Source organism: Vulcanisaeta distributa DSM 14429, assembly GCF_000148385.1.
GTDB classification, from domain to species: Archaea; Thermoproteota; Thermoprotei; order Thermoproteales; family Thermocladiaceae; genus Vulcanisaeta; species Vulcanisaeta distributa.
In genome coordinates this window covers 1,254,676-1,279,091 of the sequence record NC_014537.1, presented here as the reverse complement: position 1 = coordinate 1,279,091, position 24,416 = coordinate 1,254,676, and the positions used below count along the sequence as shown (strand labels likewise).

Genomic DNA, 24,416 nt, shown 5'->3' with positions numbered 1-24,416 from the left:
AAAACGTAGTATAAAATTAATTCATATGAGCTCAAAAATAAGGATACCACTAGCCTTCATAGACCCTGTAATTGGCGACTTAGGTGCTCCACCGGAGTCACTGAAGTTTATTGAAAATGAGAAAAGTACCCTCATTAATGCCCTTAGGTCCTCATTCCCGGATGTTGAATTCGTGAGCTATGATATTAGAGATCCAGTTGATGTTCAGGCATTTTTAAATGCAGAAGGTAATGCGGTGGGTTACATTGTTGTTACCCTAAATTCATTGATGGGTTTTATAGATCCGATAGTTAGGAGTGGTAAACCCGTAATTATAATCGCTGAGGCCTACGCAGGTGCTGGCGAGTATATGCTAGGCATTAGTAAGGCTTTAAGTGAGGGTTACCCAGTCATTGGGATCTCCACACGCGATTTGGCAAGTCAGGCCGTAATAACTAGTGTTAGGTATTTAGTGGCGTTGGCTAGGCTAAGGATGAGTAAGGTATTGTTTGTGGTCTCGCCCAGCCTTAAGTCACATCTGTATTGGCAGTTTGGGCCTAACACGGACATGTACAGTGTGTTTAGGTTGATACAGTCAATAACGGGGGTCACACCAATAATAATGGATGCCAATGAGTTTAGGGCTAGGTTCTTTGATAAGGTTAGTGATGAGGAAGCCGATGAGTGGGCAAGTAAGTGGGTTAAGTATGCTGAGGCTGTCTATGATGACTCAATGGATGAGATTAGGAATTCGGCCAAGCTTTACATAGCCATGAGGAATGCCGTGAAGGAGCTGGGCGTTAATGCAGTAGCCGTTGATTGCATAGTACTTTATAACACGGGGCTTCTGAGGGCTTGGCCATGCCTCGGTTACATGCAGCTTTGGTATGATGGAATAATACCAATCTGTGAGGCTGATCCTTACGCTACCGTGCCAATATTAATTGCGAAGTACCTATTCAATAGGAATGGTTTTGTTGTGAATGTTGGTGTTGATGAGGAGAGGGGTGAGTTCATATATCATCACTGTTACGCACCGACAAATCCTCATGGCGGTGATAAGCCTGAGGTACCCTACATAATAACGAAGGCCCACCTAGGGACTAAGCATGCATCAGTGCATGTTAGATTACCTACGAATGAGCCTGTGACTATCGTTGGTTTCAATCCTGAGGAGCGATTATTGACCATCCACGTATCTAAGTCAGTGAGTAATGAGTACTCACCGCAGGCCTGCGCAACAAAGCTCATAGGTAGTGGAAATGCAAGTAATGTTGTACGTAATTGGAAGTGGCGTGGTGGGTGGCATAGGGTGGTGATTTATGGCGACTTCAGAAAAGAGCTAGAGGAGTTTGCCAGGTTACTTGGGCTTAGGGTTTTACATGAGGATTTATAGTCGTAAAACCCTCTTAACCCACTCACTGGTTTCATGGATGATCGGTGGCCTCCAGTAATCACCCGTTAATGCCTTAAACACGCCAATTATCCATGCCAGGAATACGCCAAGTCCATAAAGCACCTTCAGTATTAGGGGTATCACTATCGTGAATGCGAACACTATCGATACGATCTCCACGAGTATCCAAGCAATGATAATGACTATCGTAAATCCAATGGACTCCACGGCCCAATACCTAACATAATCATCCCTAGGCCTAATGATCAAGGCCACTATGGCCCCAATTATTAGGAGGGCCCATGCAATCGCAGCCCAAACCCTACTCTCCGAACTACTCATCATAATCATCGACACGCAACCCATTTATAAGTAATTGCTCCGTAATACCTCCATGGACGGTGATAGTAAGTATTATTAAATTAGGTTCATGAAAAATAAGTTGTGTCCAGAAGAGCTAGGAAGAAGGAGGAGGGTAAGGAGCAGAGCACCGCATCAATAACCTCATTCCTCTATGGCACAGAGGAAAAGCCAAAGTCCGAGGCTAAACCCATAACCAAGCCAGCCGAGGTAAAGGCAGCTGAGGCTAAGGCTGCCGAGAGGGCTATCCCACAACAACCAAGTGGCATTGAGGACGCGGTGTTAAATCACATAATGAGTAGGGGTGTTATTACTAAGGATGAGTTAATGGCCTGGGGCAAGTCCAGGGGTCTCAGGATCGCCGACATCCTCAGGGCCATCGAGAGCCTAAGTAGTAAGGGTAGGATTAGGAAGAGACTCAATGATAAGGGCAATCTCGTCTATGAGTATGTTAAGTAATACCTAGGTAAGACACAGGTATTGATTCTGCGCGCCTATCAGACTCCCTTATTAGACCAGGCACAAAGCACGTAATCAGACCTAGGAGACATTAACTAAATGAATTGCAATGAGTCCCCAAGGTACATCACCCTGGTAAGGCCGGGGCGAAGCCTTGGGGATGATCCACCATAACCACTTCTCATTATTTGCTAGTATCAATAGGACTTAATTATTCCGTTATTGTTTCATGACCAAAGCATTTTTAACATTATAGTATTTTAATCATTAAGACTGATATAATTATTATGAAAAGCATTGAAACATTCTCAATAAACGCAAAAAGAACCAAACCCTAGCAATCTGCCAATACTAACGAGCTCCTACATGCAATTAACCATTGGCATGTAGTATTTCATGTCCGCTTATAAAGTGATTTACACCTACTCATGAATATTCTGTATGGCCTCCTCTCCTCATCATCGACGTTGTCCCAAGACTCAATAACGCTAACTAACCGCTCAATAAGCGAATAATCACCAGCAACAGCAGCATTATCAATAGCTCTACGTAACTTATCACTCACATTAACCACGACATTAAGGGCAATTATTAAGTGCTGTGCTGCACGTGATTATTTTAAATTGAGTTTAGAATCTTACTTATAATCGCCGTCGTAAATGAAACAAAATACGAAGATTGCAAAATTGAAACCAATAATTTTAATCACAGCTTATAACATTGACTAACTGCTACATCCTCTGTATTCAGTGTATGATAAGTACACGTTTGCGGTGTAACCGTTGGGATTATGGATTATGAGGTAGAGGTTGTCGCTGTATGAGCTTGGATTAACCAGCTTAATTTCTTGGTTAATATACGTCATGCCAGACCACTGATAGAGCACATAACCGTTTTCATCCGACATCTCGACATTCACGGGCATGCTTGACGTGAGGTTAAGTGAGATATACACCCCACAATTACCTGTCGGCATGTACGCCAACACGCACTCATAAGTTGCGCCGGGACTTACCGAAATATCGGGTCCCTGTGAGAAACAACTTGGTATATACGGTGAAGGAAGTGATGATACCGTCTTCACCGTTGCTGGTGATGATTTATTCAAACTTACGAACAAGAGGATAAGCGACACAATCACCACGGCGAATATGATCATCACCAGTTTTCCCACCATACCAATACCGGCAATAATGCGTAGATTAGACACAATATTTAATTGTATTAATCAAGCTTTAAACCTGACCCTAAGCATGGAGTAACTATATCAAGGCTAGACTTAAATTATTATCTCACGTCATGACTCTAATAAATATTAGATTTCTTGTTCGTAAGCTTGGTTGTTGTTTTATTACATACTATTGGTAATGTTCTTGACCCTATTATTAGTTATGTTGATATTGTGTTTCCTAGTATATGTGAGGGCAATCGTTCCTTAATTGAACTAACGGCATTTAAAGACCCACATAATCTACGACATAGCATCAATATTAAACAAATTATTAACCACGAATTTGCATCTCACGGTGTAATAAGCCGTGAAGTGCGGTGTTCTTCTTATGTAAGTTATACCAGTGAAGTTATAAAGCTTAATATGTTGACGTAGACCTGAGGTTACGTTCGTAACAAGTATTCTTTTACGTTCTAAGGGTTGAGCATCTTTAGAGCATAATTAATTGTAACGTATCGAATAAGGTCTAGTAATTTATAAGTTAAATTAGGTTTGTTAGGTTTACGTTAATTTTTGACTTCCACTCAGTTAGCCATCTCCTATCAAGTTGGTGAAAACTAGCATTTGTGACAGTTTTTAATGAAATGCAGACTGAGAACTCACCTTTTATTTCTATGTCACATTCTACTCTATTATTTGGTTTTTCACAGTGAACGAGATAGGTAAAGTAATATATAGTTTATTAGCACATCGCACCAAATATTAATCTCCATGTTTGTGTCAATTATGTCACGGCACTGTTTAACTATACGAACCTTCTGTATAGGTTTCCGTACTTGCCTATGTAGCCTCTGATCTTTATTTCATAGCCGCACCTGGGGCATTTGTAGTTTACCAGCTTCACGTCGATGACTCTGTCCTCAAATCTCTTAATTAATACGGCACCACACCTTGGACAATACGTGTGCTGGCCCGGGTGCCCAGGTATATTGCCGACATAGACGTAGTCAAGCTCTTTCTTAGCCCTCCTCCAAATGTTCTCAATCAACTCAACAGGTGTTGGTGAATTGCGTAGCTTATGTGCTGGGTAATAAGCCGTTATGTGAAGTGGAACATCCCTACCCAACCTGGCCACCGCATTTATTACCTCATCAGCCTCATCATCATTAACACCAGGTATTACTAGGTACGTAACCTCCAAGTGAATACCCAACTTAACGGCATACTCAAGGGTACTCATTAACCTATCGAAATCAGCAGCTAACCACCGCTTATATGTCTCACGGCCACCCTTAATGTCGGAGTTCATCCCATCCATACCCGCATTAAATAAGGCCCTCAGGGCCTCAGGGGTGAGATAACCATTGGTGTTGATTGAGGCGTGCAAGCCCCTGGCCCTGGCAAGCCTAAAAACGTCGATTACATACTCAGTTAGTAGTGTCGGTTCATTAAAACTCACGTTAATCCCGGAGTCACCATTTTCAATAGCCCACTCAACAAGCTTCTCAGGTGGCACATAAACGCCATCCATGCTGGTAAATTTGCTCAAGTGCCAATTCTGACACCATGCACATGGGAAGTTGCATCCATACGTACTAATTGTTAGGGCTGATGTGCGTGGATAGTAGTGGAATAATGGTTTGATCTCCATTGGTCTTGATTCAGCTGCCGTTAGTAGGCCGTATGTGGCTGTGTAGAGTCTTCCGTTGATGTTGAATCGCATACCGCAGAGTCCAACCTGCCCATTTGACAGTGTGCATTGCCTATGGCATAATGTGCACTTGACCCTATTATTCTCGAGACTCACACTGAATGAGCTCTCCCTAACGTTGGGTAACCTGAGTAATTCGCTTGATGGTTCGTACATTCTTAACGGCCATGAGTAAATGGGCATTTCAGTAATACTCATGGTTCAGGCCTTTATACACTTTTTAACTCAGCCTAGGCCTTTTGAGGGGTAATGAGTCTTAGCGTTGATGTTGAGGAGTTCGGTAGGTGGATTTTAATGGCTAGGAGAACGCTTGAGTCGGCGAGGGGTGATGAGGAGAGGGGGGATTATAATTGGTCGTGTTTCAAGGCGCATCAGGCGTCGGAGTTTGCCGTGAAGGCTATTCTATACGGAATTGGCAGGCCCACGAGGGGTCACTCCATTACTCATTTGCTTAGTGAATTGGGTAGGATGGTTCAGGTCCCCAGTGATGTTATGGATTTGGGTAAGTTTCTTGATAAGTTCTACGTGCCGACTAGGTATGTTGATGCATGGAGTGAGGGTGTGCCTTATGAGTACTTTACGCGTAGTGATGCGGAAATGGCTATTAAGGCTGCTGAGAGGATTATAGTGTTTGTTGAGGATTTATGGAGGGGATTATTAAGTGGCGTGAGGAGTTGAGGAGTAGGGCATTGGAGCTGGCTAGGCAGGTTGCTGATAGGGTTCATGGTACGGTATTCCTAGTTGGTTCGTATGCTAGGGGTGATTTCGCAGAGGATAGCGACATCGATGTCGTTGTTATAGGCGACTTTAATGAGCCACCGCATAGGAGACTTCTTGACTTAGATACTCCGCCTAATGTCGAGGTCCTAGCATTTAATGTTAATGAGGTATTTAAGATCGTTGACCGGTGCTACCCGCTCGCCCTTGATATTGCCTTGGGCATTGTTCTCAGGGATGACTTGGGCATCTCAAGCGAGTTGGTAGTTAGGGCGAGGAGGTGCGTGAGGTAATGTATTATCTTTGATCTATTGAGTTGGTTTCTGAGGCAAAACTCTTTAGTTTTGTTCGCAATGCTTACCTCAATGGCTAGGGTATACCTCGGACCTGCCGGGATTCCAATAGGTGCTAAGGAGAGGAAGAGGAGTGCTGGTACGATAGACGGTATTAGGTACGTGAGCGAGGTCGGCCTGAACGCCATGGAGGTTGAGTTTGTGCAGGGGGTTAGGATGACCAGGGAGGCTGCGCAGGAGGCTGGTGAGGTTGCTAGGGAACTTGGTGTTAGGCTGTCCGTGCATGCGCCCTACTTCATAAACCTATGCAGTGAGGAGAGAGATAAGGTTGAGGCTAGCTTAACTAGGCTTCAGGAATCCCTTGATAGGGGCGAGGCGATGGGCGCGACCGTGGTTGTCTTCCACCCGGCATACTACGGTAAGCTTGGCCCGGAGGGGTGCTATAATGCCGTTAAGGATGGCGTCCTCAGGATCATTGATTGGATGAAGGAGAATGATATTAAGAATGTTAAGCTTGGCCTCGAGGTTATGGCCAGGAAAAGCCAATTCGGCGGTTTGGAAGAGACCTTTAGGCTCGTTAAGGAGATTAATCACCCACAGGTTGTTGCCGTCATCGATTGGGGACACGTGTTTGCCAGGAATGGTGGTTCTATTGATTATAGGGCTGTGCTTAACATGTGGCGTGAGTACTTCGGGGACCAACCAATGCACACCCACTTCACCTGCGTTAAGTACAGGAAGGGTGAATGGGTTGATGAGCATGAGCCAATTGACACTAATAATCCACCCTTCGAGCCCCTCGCCAGGGAGTTAGGCAGCGAAGATATTGAGATAACCATAATAAACGAGTCGCCACTACTCGAGAAGGACGCACTTAAGATGAAGGAAATGCTGCTCAAGTATAACAATGTTCTCGTGGGGTTGCATTGAAGTGAAGGTATTGTAGGCATTGATATTGGGGTAGGGTTTATAATACTACCGTTAATAGTAATACTTGTATGGGTTACGTAACGGTATCCGCAAAGATAAAGAGGGAGCTGTGGGAGAAGTTGAAGAAATATAATATACCAATTAGCGACGTAATAAGGAGGGCGCTTGAAGAGGAGGTCAGGAAGGCCGAGGAAGAGGAATTGGCTAGGGCTCTCGATGAAGCAGGTCAAATACTTAGTAAGATACCTGATGAGGAGATCATAAAAGCTGTTAGATTAAGCCGTGATGAAGGATGAGTTATCTATTTGACGCTTCGTCAATTATGAATATAACTAAGTATTTAAGGAGAGATGCAGTAAAAGTTTTACGCAATAATTATGTGCTTGACTTAACAATATATGAGGTTGGTAATGCGATTTGGAGGGAAACCGCGTTGCTTAAGTATTTAGTAGAGGACGAGGCTTTAACTATGTATAAAGATATGCTTAAAATTTTTAGTTATATGAATATTGTTAAGCCAAAGAATCCCGAGTTGGTGCTTAATCTAGCAATGAAAATCAGGTTGACGTATTATGATGCCGCTTACGTCACTGTGGCATCTGAGGAGGATTTAACGTTGGTAACTGATGATAAGAAATTAATTAAGGTGATTAATGATAATAGAAAAGCAATTATTGAATTGCTTCATAAGGATGTAACGGTTAAATCCAGCGATATTTTCATAGGTAGGAATAAGCAATGAATCTAGGGCTTTGCAATCCACCTAAACCCGTACTTCTCATACATACGCCTAACATCGTCGCTACGTAAAAGTTCGAAGACCTTAATAGCGTCATTACCTGCCCACGGCATTAACGCGAAGGATAACCTACTAACCCTATTCCTAATGGGCACCGTATATTTAAAGCCCCAGTAAATCGCCTCTGTCCTCCAAACAACCCCCGCATCAATTAACCCATTACGGAGTAATTCAGGTATTTCCCTATGGTGTATCCTCGTTAGGTACACTGAGCCTCTACCAATAAATTCTGAGTAATCACCACAGTACTCAGTGCATAATTCCCTAAACAATGCACCAATGCCCTCCGTGACTGGGTTCGGAATTGCAACCCTCCTATTCCTCAACTCACACCAATCATTCACAGGCTCACCAACATACACTATTGCTAAGTCATTCTCAACGTAATCAAACTTATCCTTGACCGTTAACCCATTAAGCATGCTTGTTGGTAATGATACTATTTCCGGCTTAACGTCAATAACCAAACCACCAATAACGAGGGGCTCACCCAATGCTCTCCTTAATACAAGACCTGGTGGTATGGTCTCAACATACACGTTAAACCCCATGGACTTTAGAAATTTAATTAACTCGTCAATAACAAACCATTGATTGCCTGCCAAACTCATCCTAACACCGCTCAACACACCCTTTACATCACTTATGATGTTAAAGCCAGGTAGAGTTATGTCAGCCTCACTCATTAATCACGATTAGCCGGGGAAGTCCTTTAAGTTAGTTTCTCGGTGTGATTTCGATGCTGAGAGTCGTGGTACAGGTTTCGGATATTAACAACGTGGACCAGGCACTAACCTCATGCAACAACCTAATAAATGAAATACCCGATGCAGAGGTTGAGGTTGTTTTTCATCAATCCGCAATAAATGCCGTTGTTAGGGGCAGCACTGTTGAGGATCGGATAAGGGATCTGATGAGGCGTGGTGTCGTGATAGTCGCCTGCAGGAATTCAATGAGGAGTAGAAACATAACGGAGGATCAGTTAATAGATGGCGTTAAAATTGTGAATGCTGGTGTCGCTGAAATTGTACGTAAACAGGCAGAGGGTTGGGTATACCTAAAGTTATGACGGTTTATGCCTTGGTGACTTCATCATTTATCCTCTCAATGATTTCCACAGCTCTTCGCAATAAATTAATACTCCCAGGCCTAAACGTGAAGTTTTCATCACCAATAGCATATTCAATGTCGCATTCATTATTACACACTACGGAAACATATATACTGAAATCCTCACCAAGTTCAAGAATCACGACCTTCTCACGCCCATACTCCTCAACTGATGCGGTAATACCCAATTCCCTGGCAATACCCATTATCCTATTTACAATACTATTTACGTCAACCATCAATACGCATGCGCTGGCATGGTATAAAACTTTTACAGTAATACGGAGAAACGAAAATAAACCTCCAATAATTCCTAGGCATGACCGCGGAGAGGGCTTGAAAAGCCCACGATGATGCGTGTCGTCAGGTCCCCCTGTCAAACATTGTCTTGAATCACTTAATGTTATTGCTCATTAGGTAATTCACTATTTTGTTCACGAGTATTTCCGCAATCCTTCTTTGAGCCTCCCTGGTCTCTGCGCCTATGTGCGGTGTTATTATGACCCTTGGGTGCTTAACAAGTTCTATTTCCCAAGGCTCCCTGGGCGGCTCATGTTCAAGCACGTCAAGAGCTGCGGCAGCCACCTTACCATCGTTGAGCGCCTTGAGTAATGCCCTTGTATCTATTACCTCGCCCCTGGACGTATTGATTATTATTACGCCATCCTTCATCATCTGAAACTCCCGCTCACCAATCATGTACTTTGCACTTGGTGTTAAGGATACGTGTATTGTTATGAAATCACTACTCCTAATCAGTGTCTCGAAATCTACGAAATCAACACCGAGCTTTAATGCCTTATCTCTCATGTCGACTATATCATATGCCTGAATATTCATGCCTATAGCCCTAGCTAACTCAGCGACCCTCTGTCCAATCCTGCCAAACCCAATTATACCAAGTACCTTCCCGAATAATTCACTACCGACATACTTACCCTTCGGCCACTCACCACCCTTAACTAACCTATCCTGCAGAGCCACAAGCCTTGCTGCGGCGATCATTAAGCCTATGGTCAGCTCCGCCACTGATTGAGTAGATCCCTCAGGCGCATTGATTACCTCAATACCCCTTAACCTGGCATAATCCACGTCAATGTTATCCAGCCCAACACCAGCCCTAGCTATCACCCTTAACCTACCGGCCGCATCAATAACCTCCTTAGTGACCTTTGTCCTACTCCTAACTACTAAAATTTCATAATCCCCAACAACCTTCAATAAATCATCCCTATTAATGCCTGGCCTATAATCAACAGTCACGCCATGCTTACTCAACTCGTTGATTATGTACTCATCCACTGGGTCCGTTATTAAGGCCTTAACCATTTATCGGCTAAATAGGCTATGGTTTTTAAGCATTATTATCTATATTATTTATAAATCGAGGAATACTTCGCAGTTGATAATATCTTGGTGTATCATTTAAAAGGCATTTACAATAAATCCGTTGTTGTGATTCCTGCTGTAGCATACGTTAGAGTATCCACTGAGATGCAGGACCCAACTAACCAGGTTGAGTATCTAAAGCGGTGGAGTGGGTCAAGGGGTTTTCATATATTGAAGTTCTACATTGATGAGGCAGTTAGTGGGGCCTCACCGATAATGGATAGGCCAGCCTTTAGGAATTTAATCAGTGACATTGAGGGTAATGCACTTAGCCCTAGACCAATGGTTCTCCTGGTCTATGAAACATCGAGGCTCGTTAGGAATTTCCAGGAGCTCTTTAGGCTCTTAGATATCGTTGAGAATCGGCTTGGTCTGCTCATAGTTAGTACCAGTGAGAAGGAGGCTGTGCTTCAAAACCTGGATGGTGCATATAGGCAGTTCTTAAGGACTGTATTGGCCTTCGTGGCATCCATGGAGAGGGAGTTCATTAGGCAGAGGACTAGGGCAGCAATGGAGAGGCTTAGGGCTGAGGGTAAGATTGTCTCTAAGGTAGACTTAATGCCGAGCGAATTAGTTAGGGAGGTTTTAAGACTATATAGTGAGGGCTTGAGTCAAAGGGCTATATCGACTAAGTTGGGTATTAGCCTTTATGCAGTGAGGAGGATATTAAGTAAGCATGGTTATAGGGGTAATTACACATGCCCACGCTGTCTGCATAGGATGGTTATTGCTGATAAGGCATTGATCCAGGTTGATGGTAAGTATGGCATTAAGTACGTGCTTCACTGCCCTAATTGTGGTTATGAGGAAGCAAGAATTGAATGATTTTAACACCATAGTCACAACTCGCCCTTTATGTATTCCCTAAACTTACCAAGTGCGTTGAGCACCCTGGCAACCATTAATTCATCACCCCACTCAACGTAATAAACCTTCCACTTATCAAGCCCCAACCTATCGCTCTGCCCCAGGTAGCCATGCCACCACTGTAGGGATTCCTCAATCATCCTAATTAGGCGAACCTTATCGTCCTCCTCAGGATGTACATCATCCAAGTCCAGGATTATTATTGCGAACCTCCTCATACTAAATCAGAGTACAATAATTACTAACCCATTTATTAACATGTCCTTGTTAACCACTACAAAGGCATTTTAAGTGGGTCTTAAGCGCTAATTACAATGAGTTATACGGCATGGATCATATCAATAGGTAATGAATTACTCATTGGAAAGACCGTAAACACAAACGCTTCATGGCTCGCAAGAAAGCTAACACTTCTTGGCTATGACGTTAGGAGGATAATAACCGTGCCGGATAGTGAGGAGGATGAAGTTGAGGTGTTCAGAGATGCCATTAAGAGAGGTATTAGGGTTGTTATTTCAACAGGTGGTTTAGGACCAACATTTGATGACAGGACAAGCGAGTACCTGGCTAAGGCCTTGAATAGGAAGTATGTGATTAATGATGAGGCGCTTAGGCTCGTGGTTGAGACATTTAAATCAAGAGGTCTAGAGCTTACTGAGCCTAGGCTTAAGCAGGCAAAAATGCCCGAGGGCGCTAAGCCATTGCCGAATCCCGTTGGTACTGCACCAGGTATTTGGGTTGAGGAGGGTAACACGATTATTATTGCGTTACCTGGAGTCCCAGCTGAAATGATGGCGATATTTGAGAATTACGTGGAGCCAAGACTACGTGAGATGGGGCCTAGGCTTCATTTCGTTGAGAAATCGATAACAGTTAAGGGAGTCCCCGAGGCTGACCTAGCGCCAATAATTGAGAAGGGTATGAAGATGAGCAATAGAATATACATCAAAAGCCACCCCAAGGGCCATGAGATTAGGGCTCCATTAGTTGAGGTTCACGTGTATGTTAGCTCTGAAGATATTAAGAGCGCTGAGGATGAGATTAATAGGGTCCTTAACTTCCTCATATCGGCAATAAGGGAAAAAGGTGGTGAGGTTTTAAGTGCGTGACATCAAGTTACGGTAAAATCACGCGTACTTAATTATTGAGTACTTAAGGCAATCGCCAGAGCTAACCTTATGCGGGTGACCAAGTACGAGTATTCTCTCCATATCATCGTATGAGAAGACGAGGTCAGGCTGTGCACCACAAAGTAGGCCTAAACCCATTAATTCTGGTGCTTGTCCCGGAACAATACTTGAGAAGACTCTTTGTATATAATCCCTCATCGTACTTGACATGCTCAGGTCAAACAACGTGCTGAGCATAACCTCGTTACCCGTTAATGTTATGTCGCCCGGCTCGAAGCCGTAGGTATTTACGAAATCGTCACGAATATTACCAAACCTACTCCTAACGCTATTAATTACGTCAAAGGCGGCCCTAAATAAATCGCCAGGGCTAGCACTTACCTCGCTGGTCACATTGTCTGAGAACTTAATACTGGCCTTCTTAGCACAAACCACCTGGCCCATGTCCTTATCCTCGACACTCTCAACACCATTATAGATGGATACCATTGAACCACTAACCTTAACGCCCGTAGACTCACTCGGTGTTGACTGCATGTAACATTCAATACCGCCCATTAGGTATGTTGGGTAGAAATTCTCATTAATGTTGAAGAAGTTTTTGAAGGCGTTCACGAGGTAATTATTTGGGTCATAATTGGGTTCCGTGATTGATGATTGAATTAGGAAGACCCTCTTATTCTCAACAGTGCCAAGGCTAACCTGTTGCGTCTCGAAGCCTGAGACGCTTCTGTAAATGTCAACGTACTTAGAGAACGTGCCCTTAATCTCATCAGCCATATAACGCGCAGAACCCGACAACGCATTCATTATCTCCCTAATTATTTGCTCCTCATTCCCAACCTGAGCCACTGAATTCGCCGAGTGTGAGTCAACGACCTAATTAATAAAGGTTTCTAAGTACGCAACACTAAACGAGACTCCTAGGATCAATTCTAGCCAGGCCCACAACCCTATCATACACGCTGTCCGTGGATATTATCTTCCTATCCCTATCGTACAATAGGCATGTGGCTGCGTTATAAGCATCAAAAATTGATGTAAGGCCATACTGATCCATTAGGGCCAAGGCTAGTAGGTCTATGTCCACAGTTGTTGGAATCCATTTAAGGTTTGGTATCTGCGTTAATGCACCAACCCTATTCAGTATCTCACGCTTACTAAGTCCAGCACGGCTTAACACATAATAAATCTCATGAATAACCTCCCTACTTACCAAGACCTCACCGAAATCCCCATTGGCAACACGTAGCAATAACCTATCAGCCACATTCTTAAGCCAATCCTTATCCTTTAAATGGGCCACTAATACGTCCGTCTCAATCAGCATGACCCATCCTCCTAGCCCTTTCCAAGGCGTCCTTAGCGGCCTCTTCCTCAGCCTCTTTTTTCAATTCTCCAACACTCTTCTCACTCTTTATGATACCAGATGTTGCAGTTAATGGATCCTTAGGTATGGGTATGCCTATGAAATACTCACCCACATCAATTATAATCACTGAGCCATACTTAGCAAGTCTTCCAGGCAGCCTAATTCTACCCCTATTGTCTATTTTAACCACACTCCCCATTAAGCATTAATAGACCCACATTTTTTAAATCTTCCCACATTAACCTAGTGCTTACCTCATTTTTCGGCTTGCTTCCCATTCATCCTCTGCCGTGATACAGTTAACACCGTAGTCCCTACATATTTTCATTATTGAGTTTAGGGTCTTGATCCACCAATCCCTGGTCACTGGGTATATGGGGCTTAACCTCCTGCTCATGAACTTGATTACGACTGATCTTGGCCTGAACCTATCGATTATTACCTGCGAGTTTGTTTCCTTGGCTAGGCGTATCACTGATTCGTAATCCTCCACCTTATCGTTTATACCGGGTATTAGTGGGCCCAGGAATATCCAGGTCTCGATGCCTAGGCTGGCTATTTTCCTGAGTGCCGATGCCCTTGCCATTGGGTGTGCGGCCATTGGTTCTATGATTCTGTAAGTATTCCTCATTGTGGTTATTGTGAAACCCACATCGATTGACTTACTGCACTTATTAATTACGTCTAAATCCCTAATGATTAATGCTGACTTAGTCTGGATACTAACGTGGTAGCCTGCATTACATAGTACTTCAATGGCTCTCCTGGTTAATTTATACCTGGACTCCACGGGTTGGTACGGGTCAGTTATTGTGGACACACCGACAATGCCTGGCTTAAATCTCCTGATGTCTCTCAGTAGCGCTTGTATTAAGTTAACCTTGACATAGACTACCTCACCCCACTTAATGCCTGGCTCGCCCTTCGTGAAGTCCATGGCATAGCAATAAACACAGCCATGCTGACAACCAAGGTATGGGTTTAGTGCATAGTCGTACTCCGGCAGGCCCGACCTTGATAATGCAGTCTTAACCCTTATCTCCCTCACAATGGTATTGCCCAATTTAATTATGTTATTCATTTACCTACCGCCCAACCAATTAACTAGGCTTGATTGCTTAGTTAGGACCTTAATCACGTAAGACCTAGATACCCAGGTACTTATTGGTAGCCTTAGGAAGCCAGCCACGTAATTAAGGGCATCCCTTAGATCGTAAAACCTCTCGTATGGACCATTGAACATAGCCCTAATATTCTCCCTAACCCACCAAACACCAATGGGCAGGTTAAAGCCTGGGTAAATCTCACGCCATAATATCACCGCAGCCTGCCTACGCATTGAGCGTAACGCCTCAAGTACTGCTATCCTAGCCGCATAGTAACAACCACCTATTGATGGGTAATCATCACGACCCCAATAACCCTCATAATCAAGCTCAAGAACCACATCACCACCCCACACATTCCATGTCGAGCCAGGCCACCAAGCCTCAGCCCACTCATAGAGCCAGGTGTGTGGTGCGAGAATTCCTATGAATGTGTTATCCCTGATGCTCCTTACGTAAACCCTATACTCACTTATAAGTGGGTAATCGCGAACCTCACTGAGTAATTTATCGGAGACATGCTTATCAACGGCGGTTATCGACCACCTAGTCGGCACTAGCCTCCTCCTCTTACCAACACCAAGGGCGCCAACGCTTAATAGCCTTGATATGTGGTGCACGTCAATACCATGGCTATATAGACTCCAAATGGCCTCCGTAGCATTCAGATCAGTGTCGCTGTATACCTTATCAACAATCCTCGGCGGTGGCGGTAATGAGTCCACCTTTAACTCCCGCAGTGGTGATGATGGTCCAAAGGGTGGTGAGTGCTCGTCAAACACGTACCTAACACCCACAGGCCTCTCAAGCACTAACTCAGAATCCACCGGCCCGCTTGATAATGCCATGACCTGCACATCATGGAGCGCCCTGGGCGGGTTCCTAGCGTCCCCAACCCTGACCTTGATAGACCCCCTAATTAATGATAGCCTACTTGATATGAAGTCCTCGAGCTTCATATTCAGCCAGGTCTTTGGGTTCTCAAGATTGCTGGTATCGCCATGAATAGGCGGTATCGCTGGATAGACATTAACCTTCGGATATCCAATACGCCCAACAAATATGCTTGGCGGTGAAGACCCATCAACACGCTCCCTATTAACGACATTCTTAAGCGTGTACTTTGCACGTAATTCCGCCAGGACTGGACAGTAGGATAGGCCACATAGGTTATATTCCCCCCTACACCTAATGCATAGTGCTGGGTTTATCCGCACTTCAGATAACTAACGCCTTAGCGCTATATAGGCGTTTCGATTATTCTCTCCCTGAGTGGGAACCCTTAAAAGGCGCTTCGTGAATCCTTACGTCAAGTCCATGTTAAAGAATTGGGTGAGTTAATGAGGTGTAACAGGGAGGTGTTGGTGGCCAGTGGACTTGGTTATTTCGTTAAGTTGGTTAGGAGGAGGTGCGTTGTGGGTAATGGTATGTCTGTAGTTCATGCCGATCCTAGTGTGATTGGTGTTTGGAAGGATGGTGAGTTAGTGGAGCTTAATTATGATTGGAGGGCGTCGTTTATTGATTATGAGTATGGTGTGATAACCGTAATTGTTAGGGATAAGTCCCTTGAAACGGTCATTAGGATTAGGGGTGGTAAAATAATTGATGCATTTACGATGGAGGTGAATTAAGTTCATTCAGGCGGTATCTCCTTGAATAGCATGTTTATGTCAATGCTCTCCCTCTTAAGCCTATAAAGTCTGACTGCGTAGTAAATCGTGATGCCGATTACGAATAGTGCCGCGAAGAATCCTATTATGTAGGTGTTTATTGATGGTACGAATAGGTATGCCATTGGGTTCATGACTTCCTCATAGGCAATCCATGCGAATAATGCGGTCATGTAGATACCAAGTACTGCAGTCCTCATCGTCCCTGTCCTTATACCAAGCACTATGGCTGTTATGGTTATTACCATGAAGTACATGAGTATTGTTACCAGGGTGCTTACGTCCATCGTAGCTGATAATAACGGGACTATACTGAAGTTGTACAGGTACATTATTACTAGGGTTATTACTAGGTCCGTTACGTGGGCAATAATTGGTGTGTGGGTCCTCGGGCTTACGTATGCGAGAACTGATGGTAATACCCTATCGAAGGATAGGGCGAGGATGTACCTTGCTATTTGTATCACCAGTACTGAGACGACATTTACATACCAGGTAAATGAGCCAATGGCTATCAACCACTGAAGCACGGGGTTCCTCAACGCCATTATGAGCAAGGCCTGTGGGTATGGCGGCGGTAATGAGCTTGGCCATGAAACACCGCTGGCTAGGCCGTAGTATATTGCAAATAACCCATTCAACTTATTAATACCTAATGACGAAACCGTAACCCACACGCTGAGTATTAGGAATGCGGTGCTTATGGCGTAGGTTCCAAATATGGCAATGGGCACCGCGTTACCCCTCCTAACCTCACCGCCAACTGATAGTATGAAGTTTACGAAGGGAAATACGTAGGCTAGGTACGGTATTAGGTATATCGTATCCATAATAACGCCATTACTCGGTAATTCTCTCGATACAGAAACAGCCTGACTCAATATATTGGGCGCTGCGGTATTTACTGCGTTAATTATTTGCGGCGCGTACACGTAAAATAATATTATTGTTAATGCAAATGTTATTATGCCAAATAATGAGATTGCCGATGCTAAATACGTACCTGCCCTTGATGATGCTATGTTAATTAATACAATGATTGCGAATATCATGGAGCCCATTATGAATATCATTAATGGATTACTCATTAGTGAGTTGCCAAGGGATATTAGGTAGGGTGCATTATTTGAAAGGCCAATGGCGATCATCGCAGGTGCTAGTCCTGTGATTAAACCGAGGCTTATTAATACGGCGTTAAAGAACATTTGATCAATCACGAACATAAACATTGTGGCAAAGCCTACGGATGGGTGTAGATTCCTCGTTATGAATATGTAGTCACTAGCTGTCCTGTAATACGTGATGCCAACCCTATTGAGCAATATTGTTAGTGGTAGGAATAATAATGCACTAATTACTATAGCCATTAATGGATTTCCCAAAGGGAAATTGAACATACTAGATACCAACAGTATAAACCCTGACTGGAAGGCAATGAATGCAGTATTCATGAGCAGGGCTGTCCAGGGACCAATCTCCCTAACAAGTCCCGTGGACTCCCTAAGGAAAAGCCCTGGTCTCTTCACGGTCTCGACCTGGACTAAGCACTTTAATTCCTTTCTGTATTAGGCAAATTAACGCTTTAGTGAGTATTCCCTAATAACCTGGAGAAGCTCACTATGGTGCTTCTCATCGTCTGATATACCCTTAAGCAACTTAACTATGAGCTTCGAGGCTGCCCTATGTCTAGCATCCATTCTTGTACTTGTAATCGGTAGGTAGCTCCTCAATAGAAAACTGTAGACTCTCACCGCATTATCCTCGTAATCCTCCAACTCATTTAACTTATCAATTATTACGTTCGTTGTGTCATAATGAACCTTCTCCATTGAGTTTATGTAATCAATTAATGACTTAGTATGTGTTATTGCCTCCTCAATACTTCCCTGCAGTGATGCCAATGTCTCCATGTCAAAGACCTTCTTTGGCGGGCATTCACGGATCAGCTCCTTTATCGTCGTTAATATATAATTATGCATTGCCGATTCAATGCTTATCTTCCTCATTATTGCGCTTATAAATGGTTCATTGGTGCTTGAGGCGGCTATGCCGTATAAAATGGCTAGGTACCTCTCGAGCTCCCTCATCATATCGATTATCTTCGATAATTTATCATTGGTATTGCCATCATGCATTTGAATCCACGCATGCTGGATTTAAAAGGGTATAATTTATTTTTTCTTTCTTAATTCACGGCAGTATGAGGGTCGTAATAATTGGTGGCGGCGCTGCAGGCATGAGCGCAGCATCTAGAATAAGGAGGTTGAGGCGTGATCTTGAGGTTGTTGTCTTTGAGAGGACAAGCATGGTTAGCCACGCGCCCTGTGGAATTCCGTACTACCTTGAGGGCCTATTTGATAATTACGAATTATTCATGCATTATACACCGGATTACTTCCGGAGGGAGAGAGGTATTGATGTTAGGGTTAGTGAAGCAGTCATTGAGGTCGGCCCGAACTACGTGGTTACGGATAAGGGTAACAAGGTGCAATGGGACTACCTAGTGCTTGCCACGGGCGCTGTTCCAGCAATACCAAGCATACCAATTGAGGGGAGTCACGTATTCACGGTGCACCACCCAGCCGATGCTGCAAGATTAAGGGAGATTCTCTATTCCATGAATAGCATTGGCATCATCGGTACTGGCTATATTGGGCTTGAGGTTGCCGAGGCATTTAGGTTTAGGGGCAAGGATGTGCTAATGATTGGTAGGTCTGGTTATCCATTGCGTAAGTCCCTGGATGAGGATATAGGTGAAGCCGTTAAGAATGAGTTAATTAAGCATGGTGTAAAGTTGCGATTGAATGAGAAGGTGCTCGAGATTAACAGCCAGGGTGGCAAGCAGGTGATAGTTACTGATGGTGGTAAGTACGTTGTTGATGCCGTGGTATTAGCAACGGGCATAAAGCCAAATGTGGAACTGGCTAAGCAGCTTAATTTACGGATTGGTGAGACGGGGGCTGTCTGGGTTGATGAACATATGAAGACCAGCCTAGAGAACGTGTACGCGGCAGGTGATACGGCTGAGACAAGGAACTTAATAACAGGTAAGCCCTATTGGCACCCCTTTGGGACCACGGCTAATAAGATGGGGTTCGTAGCAGGTAGTAACATAGCTGGTAGGTCCATGGTCTTCCCTGGCGTTGTTGGTACCTCAATGACTAGGTTCATGAACCTATACATAGCAAGTGCAGGCCTAACAACGCAGGAGGCGCTTAGACATGGATTTAAGGCGGAAGGTGCCACAATAACTGCCAGGACAAGGGCTAGGTATTACCCAGGTGGTGGCTATGTGACAATAAAGCTAATCGTGGATAAAAACACCATGAGAATTATAGGTGCTCAGGTGCTTGGTGATGATGGCTCTTACGTACTCGGTAAAATTGACACGTTAGCCGCGTTAATGGGCAGGGGAGCAACTGTTGAGGATCTATTCATGAGTGACCTAGCCTACTTACCTGCCGTAACTCAGGTTTGGGATCCATTAATAATTGCCGCGAGACAGTTTCTTAGGGGTTGATGTATTCTTTTATATTTAAATAAATTTATTTAAATGTAAATAAATTTAAATATTTATAATTAAATGCTAGTATTTTTAGTGAACATACATATGCCTATTTAAGTGAAAATATAAGATGCACCAAGATATAAATTGTTAATTTTCATTAATTACATACGATGGTGGATCAACCCATACTTGGGGCGCCAACTGATGTTAGGGTTGTTACTGCGGTTGGCGTTTTAGCTCATTTAGCAATGGCATCAAGTTTCCTTGGCACAATACTCCTGGCAGTGGTTGCCGAGTACCTATACATCAGAAGCCATAATCAGTTCTGGTATAATACTGCCAGAACATTCTCAGTAATATCAACGATATTCTTCGGCGTTGGCGCCGCCTTCGGCACATTAGTGGAATTCGGATTGGTCACTTTATGGAGCAATTTCATATCACTTATTGGCGAGGCAATAGTACTTCCATTCTACCTGGAGTTATTTGCCTTCTTAACGGAGGTAATCATATTACCACTCTACGTATTTACGTGGAATAAGATTAAGAACCAGGTCCTTCACTGGATAATAGGTATAGCCGCAGCATTTGGTGGTTACTATAGTGCCTACAACATATTAGCGGTCATGGCATCATTAAGCATGAGGCCACCAGGACTCGAAGTAATCAATCTATATCAGGCCACTGGACAGAACGTGGTTGGCTTAACGGATTACGTGGTTAAGTGGGCCTCACCAGCCGATGCCTGGAATATGTTCTGGTGGGGTGCCAATGTCTTCATATTCCATGGTATACTAGCCGCGGTAATACTTACCTGGTCAATAATAGCAGCAATATACCTATACTTCTACATACGTGATAAGAAGCCGGAGAGGTTGATGATGCTTAAGATCCTCGTTCCCACCATGGCCATACTAACGGCAATACAGGGATTCGTGCTTGGGCATCTACAGGGTGAGCTCGTTTTACAGGATGACCCACTTAAGCTGGCGGCTCTTGAGGGTATGTTCTGGAGCGGCCTCAAGGTTGACCCACTAACAAGCTTCCTAGCGTATGGTACGTTTAATCACGCATTCTGGGGCTACTTCAGTTGGCCAGCTTATGAGAGGCCACCGGCCTTCGTATTTATTTTCTACTGGGTCTTCATGGTAATATTCGGAATATTACTCGGTATTTGGAGCGGTGCGCTGTCGCTTTGGTACCTATTCCCTGGCTTCTTCGGTAGCTTTAGCTGGGCCAGGGCTTTAGCGAACTTCTTCGAGAGGAGTGGCGTTTATCTAATGCCCTTCTTCGCAGCCTTCGCTTCGATAGGCGGCGCGGTTTCAGCTGAGTCAGGTAGGTACCCATTCATACTCGTTCAGGCAGACCCCAATCCAAATGGCAGTCCACCAATAATTACTGGCGTACCCGTTGGACCAGGTGGTTTACTGAACCCAACGCTCTACTTCCCAGTTTGGTTGGCTGTGCTTGTATTAATTGTTGAGATTGCCATGCCGTCACTAGCGGTGTTCATGGTCTACCTATACCTAAGGAGGGCGCCTAAGTACGTAGAGACTGAGGTAAAGGCTGTGGAGTACTGAGGTGGTGGGTATGGTCTCCGCGACAGAGATTGCCGTGGGTCTAATTGCATGGGCATTCTCCGTTCACCTGCCACTGGTGTACACGGTGCTCGGCCTTGGTTGGATACTGCCAACGCTCGAGTTGATTGGTTATAAGCGTAATAAACAGGTCTATGTCGACCTGGCGCACAACATGGCTAATTACCTAATCACGGTATATGCAATAGGCGGTCTCTTCGGCACGATAATAACCGTGTTCCTGGCGGGCTTGCTGCCGATATTCACGAACATAGCCGGGGCCCTCCTGTGGCCTGTGTGGGGTGTTGCCATAGTGTTTGGAGTTGCAATAGCGCTTCCCTTCATTGGATTTTACTACAGGGGCTTTGGCAGGATTAGCCCGATGAGGCATGTCGCCGTTGGCTATGGCATGGCCATATCACTTACGGTCATACCAGCGATGTTTAGGCTCGTGTTCGCCTTCATAAACTACCCAGCGGGTGTTGAGGTGTTTAAGGATACGTCATCAATTGTTGGATTCACACTCGGCATTAATTGGTCCCAGGTATTCCTAAACCCAACATATGCGCCATTATTCCTGGCAACGCTTTTTGGGGCGATCGCGATGACTGGGGTATTAATAAACTCAATATTTGGTTGGAGGTACTCGGTCGATAAGAGTGAGTATAGGTTGGTTGGGTACAGGATTAGTAATTGGATAAGCCTAATATTCGGCGTATTGTACGCAGTATTCGCTGGGCTATACTTATATGAGGTTTACCTATACTCACCGACGGTTGCCTGGTCAATATTTGGTAAGCCACCTGCCTACCTACCCTCAAGCCTATACCCAGTCTATGAACCAACCATGATATTGACCGGCGTGTTCTACATGGACATAGCCCTAGGACTAATACTACTCATACTAATAGCCCTATCCTTCAAGTTCATCAATAGGCCCATATCAGCACTCAAGCTCGTCCTCGTACTACTGCTAATGATTAGTGCCGAGGTAATGAACGGCTTGGCGCACTTGCCCTACGCAATAGTTCCCCCATTACCTGCGGTACCAGCCCTCGTTAAGGCTTACGGCCTGCAATTCACACTTCAGGTTGCCAATACTCTAAAGGTCTCCACATTACTAACACCCGAATTGAACGCACTACTGCAGCTGGTATCTATACAGCCTGGCCTGATTTATGGGAGCCTTGTGGTGTTTGCGTTCTTTAATGCGTTGCTACTCTACGTTATTTACGCCGCCCTATCGTGGAAGTGGACTCCACAGTCGCTTAGGGTTGAGAGGCAGTAATTGTGTTAACTATCCTCCTAATTAAAATAATGATTATATTTCTCACATTTCTTGAAACGACCATCGCAATACTGAAGTAAATGGCTAGGGTTATTAACGATGCAATTAATACCTGAACCAGCGAGATAATAATACTTGGATAAAGCACGAACTTAATCACACGTACAACAAGCATTAAAACAATTATTGATAGTAATGATGGTAATGCATAATCCATAATTAATGCCTTACCATTAAGTAGGGATTTGAGACTACCAAGTTTAGCAAACCTAAACCCCAATGCCGCCATGTTTGCAAGTAATGAGGAAACTAATGCACCAACCACTGCGTAATACGTGAACCCCAGGTCTTTGAATACTATGATTAATGGCGCCATTGTTAATAGGTAAACAATTGTGAAAACAAGCTCGGCTAAATGAGTATGTAAAATAAGACTCCTTAAATAAACGCCGGGCCTTATCTCACTGGCATTCTCAATATCCCTCTTATCAACACCCTGCATGACATTGCTAATGAACTGATTAACATTGCCCAAGACACTATTTACCGCAAGAAGGATGATGGGTAACACCAATAAATCAACCTCACCCCGCATACTCGGCCTAACGAGGTTTATGTAAATCCCAGGGAAGAACGTCAATGCCAACGCCACATACGTAGTTATTAAAAGTAATATCAGGAAGTCCCTATAGATTATGTTTAGCTTTCCGCGTTCAAGGAGTTCACCGTAGGTTACGTTAATAAGAGTGCCACTGTAACCAAACGGCTTACTGAGTATGAAAATCACGTACCAAATACTCAACTGGGCATAACCAAAGATCCCAATGAACATTGTGTCCAGGGACCTAAAGGAATTAATTGCGTAACCCATTAACGGTACCCAAGACGCACTAAGGACCTCCCTCAAGTATCTACGGGTATCATAGGCATGAATATTATACCTCAGTGAGTATATGAAGGCGTACAGAGATGGTATAAACACTATAAAGAATGTCGACCACAGGATAACCTCTATGGTCCATCCAAGCACCATTATCACTGGTATGGCGATGAACTTAGTAAGTGATTGAATTATTGACGTTATTACGAACCTACTCCTATCCTTAACCATCAATATTGAATTAGTTATGGACTGCAGGTATGACGTTATTTCCGAGAGCACCGCTATAATAAGGACCAACCAGGCATAGGGCCCCATCTTAGTCCAAACACTCGCTAGGTAAGCTATGGTTAGTACAAACGTCACTAGGTAAAAGATTGATGATACATTCACGGCAGCAATGATGTTTAACCCATTATCCCTAGCCGTCAACCTTGGGTAGGCGAAGGTTATTAAGGCGGTCGGTAGGATTGAGAAGCCAATTGTTGCATTTAATAACGATAGTAGTCCAAGACCTGCCGTTGGTATCTTCCTCGTGATAGCGATATTATACGTAAAACTACTTAATAGGGTAAGTAGTGATGCCAAGACCGCCATTGTCCTTATGCTCCTCGCCATTAACGTCGAATCTACGTAATTAATTACTGATTTTAAAAATTCCTCACATTGATTAGTTACGGTATTTTAATCATTAATCTTTTCTA

General features: G+C 44.0%; 30 protein-coding genes. 14 read left to right on the top strand and 16 right to left on the bottom strand.

What is annotated here, in order from left to right; genetic code table 11:
* Positions 1-25: 25 nt before the first annotated feature.
* Complete coding sequence (locus VDIS_RS06610; protein WP_013336458.1) at positions 26-1,375, top strand: fucose isomerase; 1,350 nt, start codon at positions 26-28, stop codon at positions 1,373-1,375.
* Here VDIS_RS06610 and VDIS_RS06605 read toward each other — a convergent pair.
* Positions 1,370-1,717 (bottom strand): DUF4870 domain-containing protein, encoded by a 348-nt coding sequence (locus tag VDIS_RS06605; protein ID WP_013336457.1) that lies wholly within the window; start codon positions 1,715-1,717, stop codon positions 1,370-1,372. The two genes, VDIS_RS06610 and VDIS_RS06605, sit on opposite strands and share 6 nt — an antisense overlap.
* Positions 1,718-1,819: 102 nt before the next feature.
* Here VDIS_RS06605 and VDIS_RS06600 point away from each other — a divergent pair, with 102 nt between their 5' ends.
* Positions 1,820-2,194, top strand: a complete 375-nt coding sequence (locus VDIS_RS06600; protein ID WP_013336456.1) for a hypothetical protein — start codon at positions 1,820-1,822, stop codon at positions 2,192-2,194.
* Positions 2,195-2,588: 394 nt separating this feature from the next.
* Here VDIS_RS06600 and VDIS_RS12845 read toward each other — a convergent pair whose 3' ends face one another.
* From VDIS_RS12845 to amrS, 3 genes are all read right to left on the bottom strand, one after another.
* Positions 2,589-2,759 carry a hypothetical protein gene (locus VDIS_RS12845; RefSeq protein WP_171804848.1) on the bottom strand — a complete coding sequence of 57 codons (171 nt, stop codon included), beginning with the start codon at positions 2,757-2,759 and terminating at the stop codon, positions 2,589-2,591.
* A 159-nt stretch (positions 2,760-2,918) separates the two neighbouring features.
* Complete coding sequence (locus VDIS_RS06590) at positions 2,919-3,356, bottom strand: hypothetical protein (protein WP_148678276.1); 438 nt, start codon at positions 3,354-3,356, stop codon at positions 2,919-2,921.
* A gap of 814 nt (positions 3,357-4,170) precedes the next feature.
* Positions 4,171-5,274, bottom strand: a complete 1,104-nt coding sequence (gene amrS / locus VDIS_RS06585) for an AmmeMemoRadiSam system radical SAM enzyme (protein WP_013336453.1) — start codon at positions 5,272-5,274, stop codon at positions 4,171-4,173.
* Between the two features lie 51 nt (positions 5,275-5,325).
* Between amrS and VDIS_RS06580 the strand changes: the two genes are divergently transcribed.
* The 5 genes from VDIS_RS06580 (at position 5,326) to VDIS_RS06560 (ending at position 7,758) form a co-directional block, all read left to right on the top strand.
* The gene (locus tag VDIS_RS06580) at positions 5,326-5,754 is read left to right on the top strand and encodes a HEPN domain-containing protein (RefSeq protein ID WP_013336452.1); all 429 of its coding nucleotides are present in this window, start codon (positions 5,326-5,328) and stop codon (positions 5,752-5,754) included.
* Positions 5,721-6,086, top strand: a complete 366-nt coding sequence (locus VDIS_RS06575) for a nucleotidyltransferase domain-containing protein (RefSeq protein WP_013336451.1) — start codon at positions 5,721-5,723, stop codon at positions 6,084-6,086. The genes VDIS_RS06580 and VDIS_RS06575 overlap by 34 nt, the downstream gene beginning before the upstream one ends.
* Positions 6,087-6,158: 72 nt before the next feature.
* Positions 6,159-7,016 carry a TIM barrel protein gene (locus VDIS_RS06570; protein ID WP_013336450.1) on the top strand — a complete coding sequence of 286 codons (858 nt, stop codon included), beginning with the start codon at positions 6,159-6,161 and terminating at the stop codon, positions 7,014-7,016.
* A 68-nt stretch (positions 7,017-7,084) separates the two neighbouring features.
* A complete protein-coding gene (locus VDIS_RS06565; protein WP_013336449.1) occupies positions 7,085-7,312 on the top strand; it encodes a type II toxin-antitoxin system CcdA family antitoxin in 228 nt (75 codons plus the stop codon).
* Positions 7,309-7,758 carry a type II toxin-antitoxin system VapC family toxin gene (locus VDIS_RS06560; protein WP_013336448.1) on the top strand — a complete coding sequence of 150 codons (450 nt, stop codon included), beginning with the start codon at positions 7,309-7,311 and terminating at the stop codon, positions 7,756-7,758. Before VDIS_RS06565 ends, VDIS_RS06560 begins: the two co-directional genes overlap by 4 nt.
* Before the next feature lie 2 nt (positions 7,759-7,760).
* On the opposite strand, the gene VDIS_RS06555 is transcribed toward VDIS_RS06560, so the two are convergent.
* On the bottom strand, positions 7,761-8,501 hold the full coding sequence (locus VDIS_RS06555; protein ID WP_013336447.1) for a substrate-binding domain-containing protein: 741 nt from the start codon (positions 8,499-8,501) through the stop codon (positions 7,761-7,763).
* A 53-nt stretch (positions 8,502-8,554) separates the two neighbouring features.
* Between VDIS_RS06555 and VDIS_RS06550 the strand changes: the two genes are divergently transcribed.
* Positions 8,555-8,884, top strand: a complete 330-nt coding sequence (locus tag VDIS_RS06550; RefSeq protein ID WP_013336446.1) for a DsrE family protein — start codon at positions 8,555-8,557, stop codon at positions 8,882-8,884.
* Between the two features lie 4 nt (positions 8,885-8,888).
* Here the strand turns inward: VDIS_RS06550 and VDIS_RS06545 are convergent, their stop codons facing one another.
* Positions 8,889-9,164, bottom strand: a complete 276-nt coding sequence (locus VDIS_RS06545; RefSeq protein WP_013336445.1) for a hypothetical protein — start codon at positions 9,162-9,164, stop codon at positions 8,889-8,891.
* Between the two features lie 154 nt (positions 9,165-9,318).
* Positions 9,319-10,254: a D-2-hydroxyacid dehydrogenase gene (locus VDIS_RS06540; protein WP_013336444.1), complete on the bottom strand. Its 936-nt coding sequence runs from the start codon at positions 10,252-10,254 to the stop codon at positions 9,319-9,321.
* A gap of 126 nt (positions 10,255-10,380) precedes the next feature.
* Between VDIS_RS06540 and VDIS_RS06535 the strand changes: the two genes are divergently transcribed.
* Positions 10,381-11,139: a recombinase family protein gene (locus tag VDIS_RS06535; protein WP_052885790.1), complete on the top strand. Its 759-nt coding sequence runs from the start codon at positions 10,381-10,383 to the stop codon at positions 11,137-11,139.
* A 14-nt stretch (positions 11,140-11,153) separates the two neighbouring features.
* Here VDIS_RS06535 and VDIS_RS06530 read toward each other — a convergent pair whose 3' ends face one another.
* Positions 11,154-11,399: a hypothetical protein gene (locus tag VDIS_RS06530; RefSeq protein WP_013336442.1), complete on the bottom strand. Its 246-nt coding sequence runs from the start codon at positions 11,397-11,399 to the stop codon at positions 11,154-11,156.
* Positions 11,400-11,495: 96 nt separating this feature from the next.
* Here VDIS_RS06530 and VDIS_RS06525 point away from each other — a divergent pair, with 96 nt between their 5' ends.
* Positions 11,496-12,290, top strand: coding sequence for a nicotinamide mononucleotide deamidase-related protein (locus VDIS_RS06525; protein WP_013336441.1), 795 nt, complete (start codon positions 11,496-11,498; stop codon positions 12,288-12,290).
* A gap of 18 nt (positions 12,291-12,308) precedes the next feature.
* Here VDIS_RS06525 and VDIS_RS06520 read toward each other — a convergent pair whose 3' ends face one another.
* Genes VDIS_RS06520 through VDIS_RS06500 form a run of 5 tightly spaced genes read right to left on the bottom strand, consistent with a single transcriptional unit; the run spans position 12,309 to position 16,006 of the window.
* Positions 12,309-13,163 carry a hypothetical protein gene (locus tag VDIS_RS06520; RefSeq protein ID WP_013336440.1) on the bottom strand — a complete coding sequence of 285 codons (855 nt, stop codon included), beginning with the start codon at positions 13,161-13,163 and terminating at the stop codon, positions 12,309-12,311.
* A gap of 58 nt (positions 13,164-13,221) precedes the next feature.
* Positions 13,222-13,641 (bottom strand): type II toxin-antitoxin system VapC family toxin, encoded by a 420-nt coding sequence (locus VDIS_RS06515; RefSeq protein ID WP_013336439.1) that lies wholly within the window; start codon positions 13,639-13,641, stop codon positions 13,222-13,224.
* Positions 13,631-13,882: a hypothetical protein gene (locus VDIS_RS06510; protein WP_013336438.1), complete on the bottom strand. Its 252-nt coding sequence runs from the start codon at positions 13,880-13,882 to the stop codon at positions 13,631-13,633. Before VDIS_RS06510 ends, VDIS_RS06515 begins: the two co-directional genes overlap by 11 nt.
* A gap of 51 nt (positions 13,883-13,933) precedes the next feature.
* Positions 13,934-14,764 carry an SPL family radical SAM protein gene (locus VDIS_RS06505; protein ID WP_013336437.1) on the bottom strand — a complete coding sequence of 277 codons (831 nt, stop codon included), beginning with the start codon at positions 14,762-14,764 and terminating at the stop codon, positions 13,934-13,936.
* The gene (locus VDIS_RS06500; protein ID WP_013336436.1) at positions 14,765-16,006 is read right to left on the bottom strand and encodes an Nre family DNA repair protein; all 1,242 of its coding nucleotides are present in this window, start codon (positions 16,004-16,006) and stop codon (positions 14,765-14,767) included.
* 123 nt (positions 16,007-16,129) lie between these two features.
* On the opposite strand from VDIS_RS06500, the gene VDIS_RS06495 reads away from it, so the two are divergent.
* On the top strand, positions 16,130-16,420 hold the full coding sequence (locus VDIS_RS06495) for a hypothetical protein (RefSeq protein ID WP_013336435.1): 291 nt from the start codon (positions 16,130-16,132) through the stop codon (positions 16,418-16,420).
* A 2-nt stretch (positions 16,421-16,422) separates the two neighbouring features.
* On the opposite strand, the gene VDIS_RS06490 is transcribed toward VDIS_RS06495, so the two are convergent.
* Both VDIS_RS06490 and VDIS_RS06485 read right to left on the bottom strand, forming a co-directional pair.
* Entirely contained in the window at positions 16,423-17,985 is a 1,563-nt protein-coding gene (locus VDIS_RS06490) for an APC family permease (protein ID WP_013336434.1), read from the bottom strand.
* A 48-nt stretch (positions 17,986-18,033) separates the two neighbouring features.
* Positions 18,034-18,594 (bottom strand): hypothetical protein, encoded by a 561-nt coding sequence (locus tag VDIS_RS06485; RefSeq protein ID WP_013336433.1) that lies wholly within the window; start codon positions 18,592-18,594, stop codon positions 18,034-18,036.
* A gap of 65 nt (positions 18,595-18,659) precedes the next feature.
* On the opposite strand from VDIS_RS06485, the gene VDIS_RS06480 reads away from it, so the two are divergent.
* The 3 genes from VDIS_RS06480 (at position 18,660) to VDIS_RS06470 (ending at position 22,832) form a co-directional block, all read left to right on the top strand.
* A complete protein-coding gene (locus VDIS_RS06480) occupies positions 18,660-19,979 on the top strand; it encodes an FAD-dependent oxidoreductase (RefSeq protein ID WP_013336432.1) in 1,320 nt (439 codons plus the stop codon).
* 158 nt (positions 19,980-20,137) lie between these two features.
* Positions 20,138-21,547, top strand: a complete 1,410-nt coding sequence (locus VDIS_RS06475) for a cytochrome ubiquinol oxidase subunit I (protein ID WP_013336431.1) — start codon at positions 20,138-20,140, stop codon at positions 21,545-21,547.
* A 10-nt stretch (positions 21,548-21,557) separates the two neighbouring features.
* Positions 21,558-22,832 carry a cytochrome ubiquinol oxidase subunit I gene (locus tag VDIS_RS06470; protein ID WP_013336430.1) on the top strand — a complete coding sequence of 425 codons (1,275 nt, stop codon included), beginning with the start codon at positions 21,558-21,560 and terminating at the stop codon, positions 22,830-22,832.
* Here the strand turns inward: VDIS_RS06470 and VDIS_RS06465 are convergent.
* Positions 22,813-24,330 (bottom strand): hypothetical protein, encoded by a 1,518-nt coding sequence (locus tag VDIS_RS06465; protein ID WP_013336429.1) that lies wholly within the window; start codon positions 24,328-24,330, stop codon positions 22,813-22,815. The two genes, VDIS_RS06470 and VDIS_RS06465, sit on opposite strands and share 20 nt — an antisense overlap.
* Between the last annotated feature and the right edge of the window lie 86 nt (positions 24,331-24,416).